At 66.3% G+C, this 13,816-nt stretch carries 12 protein-coding genes; 2 read left to right on the top strand and 10 right to left on the bottom strand.

Annotation, left to right across the window (positions count from 1 at the left end; all coding sequences use genetic code 11):
• Positions 1 to 12: 12 nt before the first annotated feature.
• Positions 13 to 756, bottom strand: coding sequence for an MBL fold metallo-hydrolase (locus FB461_RS03530; RefSeq protein WP_170222595.1), 744 nt, complete (start codon positions 754 to 756; stop codon positions 13 to 15).
• Between the two features lie 212 nt (positions 757 to 968).
• Between FB461_RS03530 and FB461_RS03525 the strand changes: the two genes are divergently transcribed.
• Entirely contained in the window at positions 969 to 2,810 is a 1,842-nt protein-coding gene (locus FB461_RS03525; RefSeq protein WP_142119022.1) for a DUF349 domain-containing protein, read from the top strand.
• A 325-nt stretch (positions 2,811 to 3,135) separates the two neighbouring features.
• Positions 3,136 to 3,825 carry a hypothetical protein gene (locus FB461_RS03520; RefSeq protein WP_142119020.1) on the top strand — a complete coding sequence of 230 codons (690 nt, stop codon included), beginning with the start codon at positions 3,136 to 3,138 and terminating at the stop codon, positions 3,823 to 3,825.
• A gap of 13 nt (positions 3,826 to 3,838) precedes the next feature.
• Here the strand turns inward: FB461_RS03520 and FB461_RS03515 are convergent, their stop codons facing one another.
• The 9 genes from FB461_RS03515 to FB461_RS03475 all read right to left on the bottom strand — a co-directional run bounded on the left by FB461_RS03515 (position 3,839) and on the right by FB461_RS03475 (position 13,816).
• The gene (locus FB461_RS03515; RefSeq protein ID WP_142119017.1) at positions 3,839 to 6,163 is read right to left on the bottom strand and encodes a RelA/SpoT family protein; all 2,325 of its coding nucleotides are present in this window, start codon (positions 6,161 to 6,163) and stop codon (positions 3,839 to 3,841) included.
• Between the two features lie 58 nt (positions 6,164 to 6,221).
• Positions 6,222 to 6,773, bottom strand: coding sequence for an adenine phosphoribosyltransferase (locus tag FB461_RS03510; protein ID WP_142119015.1), 552 nt, complete (start codon positions 6,771 to 6,773; stop codon positions 6,222 to 6,224).
• A 6-nt stretch (positions 6,774 to 6,779) separates the two neighbouring features.
• Positions 6,780 to 7,886, bottom strand: a complete 1,107-nt coding sequence (gene secF / locus FB461_RS03505; RefSeq protein WP_142119012.1) for a protein translocase subunit SecF — start codon at positions 7,884 to 7,886, stop codon at positions 6,780 to 6,782.
• Positions 7,883 to 10,114 carry a protein translocase subunit SecD gene (gene secD, locus FB461_RS03500; RefSeq protein WP_142119010.1) on the bottom strand — a complete coding sequence of 744 codons (2,232 nt, stop codon included), beginning with the start codon at positions 10,112 to 10,114 and terminating at the stop codon, positions 7,883 to 7,885. The genes secF and secD overlap by 4 nt, the downstream gene beginning before the upstream one ends.
• 88 nt (positions 10,115 to 10,202) lie before the next feature.
• The gene (locus tag FB461_RS03495) at positions 10,203 to 10,643 is read right to left on the bottom strand and encodes a preprotein translocase subunit YajC (protein ID WP_142119008.1); all 441 of its coding nucleotides are present in this window, start codon (positions 10,641 to 10,643) and stop codon (positions 10,203 to 10,205) included.
• A gap of 47 nt (positions 10,644 to 10,690) precedes the next feature.
• On the bottom strand, positions 10,691 to 11,764 hold the full coding sequence (ruvB, locus tag FB461_RS03490) for a Holliday junction branch migration DNA helicase RuvB (protein ID WP_246045992.1): 1,074 nt from the start codon (positions 11,762 to 11,764) through the stop codon (positions 10,691 to 10,693).
• Positions 11,757 to 12,368, bottom strand: coding sequence for a Holliday junction branch migration protein RuvA (gene ruvA, locus FB461_RS03485; protein WP_142119004.1), 612 nt, complete (start codon positions 12,366 to 12,368; stop codon positions 11,757 to 11,759). Before ruvA ends, ruvB begins: the two co-directional genes overlap by 8 nt.
• Positions 12,369 to 12,435: 67 nt before the next feature.
• Positions 12,436 to 12,996 (bottom strand): crossover junction endodeoxyribonuclease RuvC, encoded by a 561-nt coding sequence (gene ruvC / locus FB461_RS03480; RefSeq protein WP_142119002.1) that lies wholly within the window; start codon positions 12,994 to 12,996, stop codon positions 12,436 to 12,438.
• 61 nt (positions 12,997 to 13,057) lie between these two features.
• Positions 13,058 to 13,816, bottom strand: a complete 759-nt coding sequence (locus tag FB461_RS03475; protein ID WP_142119000.1) for a YebC/PmpR family DNA-binding transcriptional regulator — start codon at positions 13,814 to 13,816, stop codon at positions 13,058 to 13,060.

Raw genomic sequence — 13,816 nt, 5'->3', positions numbered from 1 at the left:
AGGCGATGGAGGCTAGACGCCGCTGATGCCACGCAGGTAGGGGTTGACGCCGAGTTCGCGTGCCATCGTGGTGGCGGGGCCATGGCCGGGGATGATGAGGGCGTCTCCCGGAATCTCGGCAGCGAGGCGGGTCAGAGTCGCCTGCATGACGATGTGATCTCCGCCCGGCAGGTCGGTACGGCCAATGGACGAGCGGAAGAGGACGTCGCCGGTGCACACCAGCGGGCTCATGGCAGCACCGCTGAACTCGTACAGCGTGGCGCCGGGGGTATGGCCGGGGGCGGGTATGGCGCGGAAACCGCCCTCCCATAGTCCTGCGATGCGGACGAGCGCTTCGCGGCCCTCGTCCGAACCCAGCGTGTGCAGGGTCTCCGGCACCTGGAAGTCGCCGGGGTGCAGGCCGTGCTGGCCGAACGCCCGCACGAGCATGCCGTGGTCGTCCCGACGTTCGGGATGCGCCGGATCGAGTCCGAACGGATCGTCGAACTGGTACCGGTCGGCGTCGCTAACGAGCACGGGGATTCCCAATGCCACAGACAGGTGAGCCGCATCCCAGGTGTGGTCGACGTGGCCGTGGGTGATGAGGATCGCGATCGGCGTCCAGCCGGTTTTTTCGATTTGTTGCAGCACGGCTGCGGCAACGCCTGCCCCGGCATCGACGATGACGGCCGATCCTCCTGTCTCCACAATGATCGAATTCGTTGCGAATACGGGCGCTTGGAGACATAGGTGAGTGGGGTATCGGGCGTCGCTCATGGCATCTGACACTAGTCCCATGACGGTCGGGGTGGCCGGCTTTACGCGATTTGATACCGGGCCGTGACCATTTGTGTGTGACACTCGCGGAAAGATTCATACAATGGACCGGTACACCATGCATGTGTCCGTCTCGCTGCTGCGGTATGCGAGACCGTTTCGGCACCTTCCAGACCATCTGGAGGTGCTCATCTTGAGGAGTCAGAACCGTCATGAGCGAGAGCCCAGACACCGAAGTCCAGAACGTTCCCGCAGCCGAGGCAACCGACGAGGCCCCCGCGCAGGAAACGGTTGATCAGGGCACTCAGGCAGCCGAAGTGGATTCTGCTCCGGCCGCTGGCGAGGCAACCGCCGACGGCTCACAGACCGCGGCAAGCGATGCCGCTGCGCAGGCCGAGGTCGCGGACGCGGGTACTGGGGATGCCTCCGAACCCGCCGAGGCAGCTGAGCCCGCCGCTGTCGCCGAGGCAGCTGAGCCCGCTGCACCCGCCGAAGAGACGGGCAGCGCCGCGACTTCTGCTCCTACCGATGACGCATCCGCCGAAGAAGCGGCGCCCGCCGAGACAGCGGCGCCCGCCACACCCATTGCCGGGGAATCAAACGTCGCGTCCGTCGCGGCCGAGGCTCAGACCCCAGACACCGACAGCAAGCCTGCGACATCGACTCCAGCCCCTACTCCCAAGCCGCGACCGGTGCCGAAGCCGACCGCGCTTCGGGCCACTCGTCCCGGACCCGCTCCATCGGCGGTCGCCCCGGCCGCGTCCGCGCCCACCGCGCCGCCAGCCGATGACGCCGAGCTGATCGCGGAGGCCAAGAAGTTCGGCACGGTCGCGGAGGACGGCACCGTCTCGGTGCGCGACGGCGAGACCGTTCGGGTAGTAGGCCAGGTCCCCGGCGCTACCGCCGCCGACGAGGCTCTCGACCTGTACGTAAGGCGCTACCTCGACCTGCGGACCAAGGTGACGCTCTTCGAAACTCGCTTGAGTGCCGGTTCCGTCACTCCCAATGACGCGACGGCGACCCTGAAGTCCCTGACGGAGGAACTGCAAGAGCCACACGCCGTGGGAGATCTTCCGTCGTTGCGTAGCAAACTCGTCGAACTCGAGAAGACCGCGGCCCAGCAGGCCGAGGTGGCCGAGGCGGAGCGCAAGGCCGCCCGTGAACAGGCCGTTGTCGAGCGCACCGCGATCGTGGACGCCGCCGAGGCACTCGCCGCAGCGGACCCCTCGCGCGTCCAGTGGAAGACCGCCTCGGAGAAGATGCACGGTCTGCTCGACCGGTGGAAGCACGCTCAGAAGACCGGGCCACGCATCGATAGGCCGACGGAGGACGCGCTATGGAAGCGTTTCTCGCACGCCCGCACGGCGTTCGACCGTGAGCGCCGCCACTTCTTCGCATCGCTCGAGGAGCAGCACACCAAGGCCAAGGCTGCCAAGGAGAAGCTCATCGCAGAAGCCGAGAAACTCTCGACCTCGATCGCCTGGGGCGACACCGCCGCCGCTTACCGCGATCTGATGGCTCAATGGAAGCAGGCGGGCCACGCCGGGCGCCGCGACGACGATGCCCTGTGGAGCCGATTCCGCGCCGCCCAGGACAAGTTCTTCACGGCTCGCAACGCGGCCTCCTCGCAGCTTGATGCCGAGTTCGCCGAGAACCTGAAGGTCAAGGAGGCTCTACTCGTCGAGGCGGAGGCTCTTCTCCCGATCACGGACATCCAGTTCGCCAAGACGCGCCTGCGCGACGTCCAGGACCGCTGGGAAGCAGCCGGCAAGGTTCCGCGCGAATCGATGCACAGCGTCGAGGCCCGGCTGCGTGCCGTGGAAACCGCCGTTCGCGATTTCGAGGACGATCAGTGGAAGCGCTCGAATCCCGAGGTCAAGGCGCGCGCGACGGGAATGTCGGCGCAGCTCACCGAGGCGATTGAGCGGCTTGAGGCCGACCTGGCCGCCGCGACCAGCGCGGGCGATGCCAAGGCGATACGGGAGATCGAGGATGGCCTGGCCGCACGCCGATCGTGGCTGTCCCAGATCGAGAAGGCCGCCGGCGACTCGTAGAGACCGGGCGCTAAGTATCCTCCCCTGCGCGCCACGCGACCGACCGCACGGCGAGTAGGTCGCACGAACTGATCGCCGGGAGCATCTCGTGCGAGCGGATCCGAACGTGATCCCCGGAGCGACGACTTCGAGGGGACAGGCCCCAATCGAGTTATCCACAGCCCGCGAGCGTTCGCTCGCGGGCTGTGATGTCTTCGGACACGCTAGAGCAATGCCAGCTGCCTCAGCCAATCTCCGGAACACCACTTCCCCCGCGCCGCACTCCGGACCTCACTCCGCACCTCTCCTAGAGCCTCTCTCCGCGCCGCACTCCGGGCCTCTCCCCGTGCCTCTCGATCAGAGCTCTCCGCGGTCTCGGCACCTCCGGCGCGTTCACCACGAGCGCGACGTCGATCCGCGAGCGGCGCTCGTTCATCGCTCTCGGCTCCTGGACCGCCACGCCTGGGACGACCTGATCCGGCGTCGCCATCTCGTGCCCTTGACCAACGTGGTCGCTCGCGTTGCCGATTCCGCCGCGACGCCGGGACTGCGCGCGCACGCCCTCTCGGAGCATTGCCCGCCGGGAGCCGTCATCGGAGATACGAGTGCCGCGTGGATCAGGTATGCGGACATCGGATCGAAGCTCGCGGGGCTCATTCCCAAAGATGCAAGCATCAAGCACTGGCGCGAAATTCATCGAGGACCGGTCACCTGCCTGTACCCGGCGGCCAGAACGCGGCCAATCGTCCGCTCTACCATGGACTGTTCGCTGCGTCAGACGCGCTTTCGCGCGGGAGACCTGCAGCAGGTCAAATCGTCACTCGGCAAGCCTCTCCTCGTGACCTCGCCGGAGCGGACCGTGCTCGACCTGCTGTGCGTGGTTCGCGGTAGCGCCATCTTCGCCGCGCTGTCGGCATTCCAGAACGACGGGGTGGACCTCAATGCAGTCGCTCAGCGCCTGGAGTCCATGCAGCGATGGCGGGGGCGGCTCCAGGGGATCGCGACCCTGGAGGCATTCAGGTATTGGAACGGCTGATAAATGGTCCCGGTCAGGGCTGCGCCAGCATGTGCGGGGCGTGGTCGGCCGCCCGCGATCCGGTGATGCGATAGACGTCGAAGACGCCCTCGATCTTGCGTACCGCGGCGAGCACAGTCTTAAGGTGGCCCGGCTCGGCCATCTCGAACACGAACCGGGAGATCGCCACCCGATCGGACGTTGTGGTGACAGTGGCGGACAGGATGTCCACGTGGTGATCGGACAGCACCCTCGTGACGTCCGAGAGCAAGCGCGGCCGATCGAGAGCCTCAACCTGGATCTGCACGAGGAACACCGAACCGCCAGCGTCCGACCAGGACACCTCGACCATGCGCTCTGGCTGATTGCGCAGGCCAGCCACGTTGGCGCAGTCGCTTCGGTGAACGGACACCCCCTGCCCCCGCGTAATGAAGCCGACGATTTCGTCGCCGGGAACTGGCGTGCAACATCGCGCCAGTTTCACCCATACGTCGTCAACGCCCTTGACTATGACGCCGGGGTCACCCGTGCGCCCTCGGCGCGCCTTGTTTCCAGGGCGAGTGACCTCCGCGACGTCCTCCTCCGCGCTCGTCTCACCGCCGATGGATTGAACGAGCCGGTGCACGACGTTGGCGGCGGAGATCAGGCCATCGCCCACTGCCGCGTAGAGCGAGGAGACATCCCCGTAGCGCAGTTCGTCCGCGAGGGCGATGAGAGATTCCTGCGTCAGCAGGCGCTGCATCGGCAGGTTCTGCTTCCGCATGGCCTTGGCGATCGCGTCCTTGCCCTGTTCGATCGCCTCTTCTCGGCGTTCCTTAGAGAACCACTGGCGGATCTTGTTGCGCGCGCGCGGGCTGTTGACGAATGCCAGCCAGTCGCGGCTCGGCCCGGCATTCTGCGCCTTGGATGTCAGGATGTCGACGGTATCGCCGTTCTCCAGCGTCGAGTCGAGCGGCACGAGCTTGCCGTTGACCCGCGCACCCATCGTCCGATGCCCCACCTCCGTGTGCACCGCGTACGCGAAGTCGACCGGCGTAGCACCCTGCGGTAGCGCCATCACCTCGCCGCGAGGAGTGAACACGTACACCTCGGACCCCGAGATCTCGAACCGGAGCGACTCCAGGAACTCGGTTGGGTCGGCGGTTTCCTTCTGCCAATCGACGAGTTGTCGCAGCCACGTCATGTCGCCGCCACCGCCACCGGCGTTCTCGCCGCGGCCGCTCGCCTTGTACTTCCAGTGCGCCGCCACGCCGTACTCGGCTCGGCGGTGCATCTCGTGAGTGCGGATCTGGATCTCCACGGGTTTGCCGCCGGGCCCGATCACGGTCGTATGCAGCGACTGATACATGTTGAACTTGGGCATGGCGATGTAGTCCTTGAACCTGCCGGGGACCGGCTTCCACCGCTCGTGCAGGATGCCCAAGACTGCGAAGCAGTCACGCACGCTGTCGACTAGCACCCGGGTGCCCACCAGATCGTAGATCTCGCTGAACTCGTGACCGCGCACGATCATCTTCTGATAGACCGAGTAATAGTGCTTCGGCCGGCCAGTCACCGTGGCCCGGATCTTGGCGCCCTTCAATGCATCGAGGATCTGCTGACGAATCACCGTCAGATACTCCTCGCGCGCCGGCGCGCGCTCGGCGATCAGGTGCACGATCTCGGCATAGATCTTCGGATACAGGGTGGCGAACGAGAGATCCTCGAGTTCCCACTTCACGGTATTCATGCCGAGGCGGTGGGCAAGTGGTGCGTAGATCTGCAGGGTCTCCTGCGCCTTCGCCTCCGCGGAGGCGGCGGGCACGAACTTCCACGTGCGTGCGTTATGCAACCGGTCGGCGAGTTTGATGACCAGGACGCGAATGTCGCGCGCCATCGCGACGACCATCTTGCGGACCGTCTCCGCTTGCGCCGCCGCACCATAAGTGACCTTGTCGAGTTTTGTTACGCCATCGACCATCATGGCGATCTCTTCGCCATACTCCGCTCGCAGCTTCTTGAGCGTGTAGTCGGTGTCCTCGACCGTATCGTGCAGCAGGGCCGCCGCCAGTGTGGTGGCCGTCATCCCGAGTTCAGCGAGGATGGTGGCAACGGCCACGGGGTGGGTGATGTACGGATCGCCGCTGCGGCGGACCTGCCCGCGGTGGGCCTTTTCCGCTGTGACGTAGGCCCGCTCCACGAGCGTGGTGTCTTCCTTGGGGTGCTGCTCGTGCAGCGCCCGCAAGAGTGGTTCAATCTCCGGAGCAGATCCCGTACGCGCACCGAATCGCACGAGCCGCTGGCGAATTCCGCTCGTCTGGCTTCCAGACTCGGCGTCACTCACCTCATCCTCGCGAGGCAGCTTATCGTCCTGGCTCATGATCCCTCCCCACACACCATCGACGGCCGTACACCCGCTCAGGGGTGTGGAGGCAAGTTTACGCTGGGAGGGTGAGGACGCTGTGCACCGGAACCCCGCCAGCCTCCGGATCCGCCTCGAGCGACTCGCGCCCAGCCAGCCCGATCAACTCTACGAGGAAGCTGTATCCCAGCAGGTGAGCGCCGGACCTGCGCAGCAACGCGCCCGCTGCCCGGGCGCTACCGCCCGTTGCCAGCAGGTCGTCCACCACCAGCACCCGCTGACCGGCATTCACCGTCGTATCGCGTAGCTCGAAGGTGGCCCTGCCGTACTCCAGGTCGAACGAGATGGCGGTCGTAGGCGGCGGAAGCTTGCCCGCCTTGCGCACGGGTACGAAACCGATGCCCAGTCGCGCGGCGACGGTCGCGCCCACGATGAAGCCCCGCGCGTCCAGGCCGGCGATGAGTTCGATCCCCTCGGGAGCGGTCGCGATGATCGCATCCGCGGTGTCCCGCAAGCCTTGGGCGCTGGCGAATACTCCCGTGAGATCCCGGAACATGACCCCTGGCTCGGGAAAATTCGGGACATCCCGAACCAGGGCCCTGATCCGATCCACCGCGTCAGGTGTCATCAGGAATTACTTCTTACGGCGCTTACGCGGCTGGGAGCCGGTACCGAGGTGGCGCCCCGGCACGAGGTGCACGTCAGCGCCGCCGGCCAGCAGCAGGTCATCAACGGTGACCGCATCCGAGGTGGCAACACGCTCGCGCAATGCGAACACTGACCGTTCGTGCGCCTTGTACTTCGCGGACAGGCCACGCAGCGTGGCGTCGAGCGGAGGTGCTAGGAAGATCGAGGAGTACGCCCCGACCGCCATACCGACGAACAGAGCCAGCGCGAGGTCGCGCAGCGTGCCCGCACCGAGGATGAACGCACCGATGAACAGGATCGAACTCACGGGCAGCAGGCCGAGGATCGACGTGTTGATCGACCGCACGAGGGTCTGATTGACCGCAAGGTTCGACTGTTCGGCGTAGGTGGTTCGCGATTGCTCCAGGATCTCCGAGGTGTTCTCGCGGATCTTGTCGAACACCACGACCTTGTCGTAAACCGAGTAGGCGGCAATCGTCAGGAAGCCGATCACGGTGGCCGGGGTGATCTCCCAACCGACAGCCGCGTAGACGCCCGCCGTAATTGCGAGGTCGTGCAGCAAGGAGATCACCGCCGAGGTGGCGAGCTGCCAGCTCCGGAAGTAGATAACCATGACCAGCGACACCAGGATGATAAAGCCGATCATTCCCTGCAGTGCCTTGCCGGAGACGTCGCTTCCCCAGCTCGGGCCGATCGAGGACTTGGATACCTCCGAGAGGTTGACGCCGTAGGCATCGGCCAGCGCCTGCTGAACCTTGTCCTGGGTGTCCTCGTCGATGGAACTCGTCTGGATGCGCACCGCGGATGACCCGACGTTGGCGACGCGGGGAACTTCCTCGGGAATAATGCTCTGGACCGCATCAATCCCGATTTCCTGCGACGTGCTGGACGCGCCGGACACGGTAAATTCGACGCCACCCTTGAAGTCGATACCGAGGTTGAACCCGCCTCGCAGGATGACGACCAGCACGCACAGCAGCACGGCAGCGATCGATGCCACGTAGTAGCGGCGGCGCTTGCCAATGATGTCGTACGAACGGGCGCCCGTATACAGGTCGTTGGACCAGGTGGAAAAGTTCCGCAGCTTGCTCATAGTTGCGCTCCGTCCTCGGACTCGCTCTCGCCGTCGGCGTCGGAGTCGTCACTACTGTTCCCGCCAGCGGCGGACTTCTTCTTGGCGGCCAGGGCGCGCCGCTCGGCGATCGTCATGGTTGCGCCCGTGCCCGAAATGGTGCCGCGCGCGCCGGGGGTGGTGGACGACGAGGCTTCCGCCGCTTCGTCTTCCTCGGTGGCAGATCCAGTCCTGGCGAACTTACCTCGGCCCCGATACTGGATGGCGCCGGCACCGAACTTCCGCGGGTCGAGGCCCGACCAGGGGTGGCCTTCGGCGAAGAACTTCCACTTGGACATGATCACCATCAGGGGGTGCGTGAACCAGAAGATGAGGATCACGTCGATGACGGTGGTCAGACCGAGCATGAACGCGAAGCCCTTAACCCCGCCGACCGCGAGCTGGTAGAGCACGATGGCGGCGGCCAGGTTGACTGCGTCGGACGCCAGGATGGTGCGCTTCGCACGCGACCACCCGGTGTCGAGCGCAGCGCCCAGCGGACGGCCATCACGCAATTCGTCCTTGATGCGCTCGAAGTACACCACGAACGAGTCAGCAGTGATACCTATGGCGACGATGAGGCCGGCGATCGCCGGCAGTGATAGTCGCAGGCCGAGCACGGCTGGCCAGGACAGGAGCGTGACGAACAGGTAGGCGAGGATGCCAGCCACACCGAGGGAGGCTACGACCACCAGACCGAGCACGCGGTATTGGAACAACGCGTAGACGAGGACCAAGATCATACCGATCAGACCGGCGATGAGACCCTTCTCGAGCTGCTCCGAACCGAGCGTCGCGGAGATCTGCTCGTCCGACTGGATGTCGAACGTCAGCGGCAGCGCACCGAACTTGAGCTGATTCGCAAGAGTGGTCGCGGATTCGCGCGTGAACGGGTCCGTCGAGGAACCCGTAATCGTGGCCGCGCCGCCCGTGATGCCCGCACCGGAGAACTCCGGACCCACCGATGGAGCCGAGATCACGAGGCCGTCGAGCACCATCGCGAACTGATTGCGAGGAGCATCCAGTGCCGAGATCCGCTTGGTGACCGCAGCGAACTTCTCGCCGCCCGCCTTGGTGAACTCCATGTTCACCTGCCACGTGTTCAGCGTCTGGCCGCTCTGGGTCACCTCGAGGCTGGACGACGCGTTGGCGATGTCCGTTCCCTCGATCTCCACTGGGCCGAGAAGGTACTTGGCGGTGCCGTCGGGGTCACACGTCGCGAACACGGCCGTCGCGTCGTCCTCGTTGGTCCCCTGCCGCGACGACGCCTGCGTGCAGTCGAGTGCGGCGAAGGTCTGCCAGATGGGGTCGTCGTCAGCGGGCACCGTGCTCGCACCGTCATCGGTCGCGGCGTCGCCAGACGTGCCGTCGTCCGTCGTGGTGCCATCCGTGGGCACAACGCCATCGTCCGCGGCGGGGGCATCCTCCGCGGCGGGGGCATCGTCCGTCGCGGGGGCGTCGTCCGTGGCGGGGGCATCGGTGGTCACCACGCCATCGTCCGTAGCGGTCCCATCGGCCTCCCCCTGGGTCGCGGCATCGTCGCCAGCCGCGAGCGGGTAGGCGGCGGGCTGGAACGTTGCCGAGGAATCCTTCGAGAGTGCGCCGTCCGCGGTGCCCTCATCCGGGGCGGTGGCACCTTCGTCACTCGTCCCGGCACCATCGTCTTCAGTAGTTGCGCCATCGCCTTCGGTAGCGGCTCCTCCATCGGTCGCTGCTCCACCATCGGTCGCGGCATCACCGCCGACGGTTGCATCGCCAGTGGCGCCATCGGTCCCCGCCTCTTCCTGGGCGGTGCTCGGGTCAACGGGGCTCGGGTCGCCGATGAGTAGCACGGGACGGAATCGCATGAGCGCCGACTTGGTCACGAGTTCCTTCGTGTCCTCGCCCGGATCTCCGGGGAGTGCGACGACGATGTTCGTGCCACCCTGCTTGGTGATTTCGGCCTCGGCGACGCCCGACGCGTCGATACGCTGACGGATGATCGCGATCGCCTGATCGAGATCAGACTCCGTGACTGCCTGCCCCGTGGTGGACTTCGGCGTCAGGATGAACTGCCGTCCGCCCGCGAGGTCAATAGCCAGGCCGGGACTGAGGTTCTGGTCCTTGACGAGGTGCCCCGTGATCAGCGTGGCGCCGATTGCCACTGCCAGTACGAGTAGGGTCACCAGTTTCCGCACTGGGTAGTGCTTGGCGTGGTTGGTGGTTGCCAACGGAGTTTCTCTTCTCTATGAATTGTCTGTTAGCAGGACTCAGTACCACTGAACTCCAACGTCCTGCCGCATCCGAGCTAGTGCTCGATTACTTCTTTTCGCCGTTGTCGTCCGGCTCGGTGTCCGGTCGCGTGAGTTTGTCGATGTCCGACGAGTCCTCGCCGATCAGCTTGGCGACGTCGTCCGGGATCTCCACATCGCTGTCGAGTCCGGCCGCCTCCTCGCCGCCGACCGGGACGATGGGCTTGCGTATCGCAGCCTTCATCCAGAGGGTGTGGGCGCCGCTGCCCGGGACGGACTCGAGCGTCACGTACTGCTCGTCCGTCTCGACGACGTACCCGACGTAACCGGCCATGGTCATGACGCGAGTACCGGGCGTCAGCGTTTCAATAAAGCTCTGTGCCTCGCGTTGCGTCTTGCGCTGACGAGTGGTCATCCAGATCATGCCAATGAAGACGATGACCAGGACGACGAATATCGGATCCTTGAACATAGGTGTGAACGGCTCCCAGGTAGTTGCACAGAACAATTGAGCAGTCTAGACGCTATCGAGCGTCCAGCGAAACCGGCGTCTCGCTAACTGTCGACGTCGAAAAGCGTACCGCCCGCGGCGGGCGGCGTCAGCCCGAGGTGCGCCCACGTTTGCGACGTCGCCACGCGGCCTCGCGGTGAGCGAGCCATGAGTCCTTCCCGGACGAGGAAGGGCTCGGCCACTGTCTCCACGGTCTCGGGTTCCTCCCCCACGGAAACGGCGAGGGTGCTCAGGCCCACGGGACCTCCCCCGAAACGAGTGCAGAGCGCGGTGAGCACTGCCCGATCCAGTCGGTCGAGGCCCCGCTCGTCCACCTCGTAGACCCCCAGGGCGCTACGGGCCGCTGCGAGATCGAGGTGGCCCGTGCCCAGCACCTCGGCCCAGTCTCGCACGCGACGCAATAGCCGGTTGGCGATGCGCGGGGTCCCACGGGAGCGCGACGCGATCTCGCCCGCGGCGGCGCCCTCGAGTTCGATGCCCAACAGCTTCGCCGAACGCACCAGCACTTTCTCAAGGTCGGCGTCGTCGTAGAACTCCAGGTGACCGGTGAAACCGAAGCGGTCGCGCAGCGGCGCGGGCAGTAGCCCGGCCCGCGTGGTAGCGCCCACCGCGGTGAAGCGCGGCAGGCTGAGTGGTATGGCACTCGCCCCCGCGCCCTTGCCGACGATGATGTCGACGCGAAAGTCCTCCATGGCGACGTAGAGCAGTTCCTCCGCGGGTCGGGCCAGCCGGTGGATCTCGTCGATGAAGAGGACCTCCCCCTCCGTCAGGGAGGACAGGACTGCCGCGAGGTCGCCGGCGTGCTGGATGGCGGGCCCCGACGTGACGCGTAGCGACGTGCCCAGTTCTGCCGCGATGATCATCGCCAGCGTCGTCTTGCCGAGGCCGGGCGGGCCCGAGAGCAGCACGTGGTCGGGCGCGCTCCCCCTGCTCATCGCGGCACGCAGCACGAGCGAGAGTTGGTCCCGCACCACCGGCTGTCCGACGAACTCGTGGAGCCGGCGGGGCCGCAAGGCGGCCTCTGCGGCGCGTTCCAGTTCGTCGGCCGAGGACGATACGACGCGGTCGAAGCCGACCAGATCGTCCGCGGCCTGTTCCTCGCCCTCGCGGTCAGCCACGCGATCCGCCCAAGTATTGCAGTGCGTCGCGCAGGATGGTTGACACGTCGCGCTGGTCACCCTCACTGACAACGGCCGCAACTGCGGTGGTCGCCTGCTTTGCATTCCAGCCGAGCCCCACGAGCGCGTCCTCAACGGCGTCGGAGACGGCGGTGGGTAGCGCCGCCCCGGCCTGCCGCGCGGTGGTCGAACCCGCCGACCCCGTAGCCCCAAGTTTGCCGGCAAGTTCCAGCACGAGGCGCTGGGCGCCCTTCCGGCCGATCCCAGGCACCCGTTGCAGGGCCGCCAGGTTCTCCGTCTCGATCGCTTCGCGGATGCCATCGGGAGTGTGGACGGCGAGCATTGCGAGTGCCAGGCGCGGGCCGACCCCCGATACCGTCTGCACGCCCTCGAACACCTCGCGCTCGTCGTCGTCGGCGAAGCCGTAGATCGTGATCGAATCCTCGCGCACCACCACACTGGTGGCGGCGGTGGCGGTCTCCCCGACTCGCCAGGCCGAGATGGTCGCGGGGGTCGCATAGACGAGGTAGCCGACGCCGCCCACGTCGATGACCGCGCTGTCGAGGCGAAGCGCCGCCACCCGGCCCGTCAACGATGCAAACACTGGAACTTCCCCTCGACCCGTACGAACACTTGTGCGATTGGAGCCAGAATAGCAAAGGCCGATCGGCCTACCGTTTCCGCCGCGCCGCCTGCTCAGCCGCCGCCCACGCCCGCTGCGCCGCGGTGTGCGGCAGTCGATCGGCGCCCTCCAGTAGTCCGGCGGGACGCCAGAGGTGACACACCGCCAGCGCGGCGGCATCGGCCGCGTCGGCCGGCTTCGGCGCCTCCGCAAGCCCCAGGATGCGGGCGACCATGAACTGTACCTGCTCCTTGCCGGCTCGTCCGGAACCGGTCACCGCGGCCTTCACCTCCGATGGCGTGTGCTGCGCGACGGGCACCTTCCGGCGCCGGGCCGCGACCATGGCGAGCCCTGCCACCTGGGCGGTCGGGATGACTGTCGAGACGTTGTGCTGTGCGAACACCCGCTCGACGGCGAGCACGTCGGGTATGTGCGCGTCGAACCACTCGTCCAAGCCATCGGCGATAGCCGCCAGGCGCTCGTCGAGCGCCTGATCCGGATGGGTGCGCACCACGCCCGCCGCAATCAGTTCGGCTCGGCGGCCCGGCCTGTCCTCGACCACGGCGATCCCGCAGCGTGTGAGGCCGGGATCCACCCCTAGTACTCGCATAGTCCGCGCCGGAAGTAGGAGGGTGGGCCGCCATCGAGATACGAGTGGCGGCCGCAGTCCCCTATTCCGCGTCGAGCTCCGCGAGGACCTCATCGGAGGCGTCGAAGTTCGCGAAGACGTTCTGCACGTCATCGCTGTCCTCCAGTGCGTCGATGAGGCGAAGGATCTTGCGCGCACCCTCGACGTCGACCTCCACCTCCATGGATGGATGCCAGATCGAGTCCGCCGAGTCGTATTCGATACCGGCTTCCTGGATCGCCGTGCGCACGGCGATCAGGTCGCTCGCCTCGCAGAGGACCTCGATGACGTCACCCTCGTCCGTGACCTCCTCCGCGCCGGCGTCGAGCGCCGCGAGCATCACGTCGTCCTCCGTGACGCCGCCCGTCTTCGGGACCACGACGCTGCCCTTGCGCCCGAAAAGGTAGGAAACGGAGCCCGGATCGGCGAGGGAGCCGCCGTTGCGGGAGAACGCGGTTCGGACCTCCGCGGCGGCGCGGTTCTTGTTGTCGGTGAGGCACTCAACGAGGACGGCGATGCCGTTGTTGCCGTAGCCCTCGTACATGATCGTCTGGTAGTCCACGGCGTCGGCACCCTCGCCGGAGCCGCGCTTGACCGCACGATCGATGTTGTCGTTCGGGACCGAGCTCTTCTTGGCCTTCTGAATGGCATCGAACAGCGTCGGATTTCCCGCCGGGTCCCCGCCACCGGTGCGCGCCGCGACTTCAATGTTCTTGATCAGCTTGGCGAAGAGTTTGCCGCGCTTGGCGTCGATTGCCGCCTTCTTGTGCTTGGTCGTTGCCCATTTGGAGTGACCGGACAT

It is taken from the genome of Rarobacter faecitabidus (assembly GCF_006716265.1).
GTDB lineage: Bacteria > Actinomycetota > Actinomycetes > Actinomycetales > Cellulomonadaceae > Rarobacter > Rarobacter faecitabidus.
Note: the sequence above shows the minus strand (reverse complement) of the source record. Positions and strands in the feature narration are given on the sequence as shown.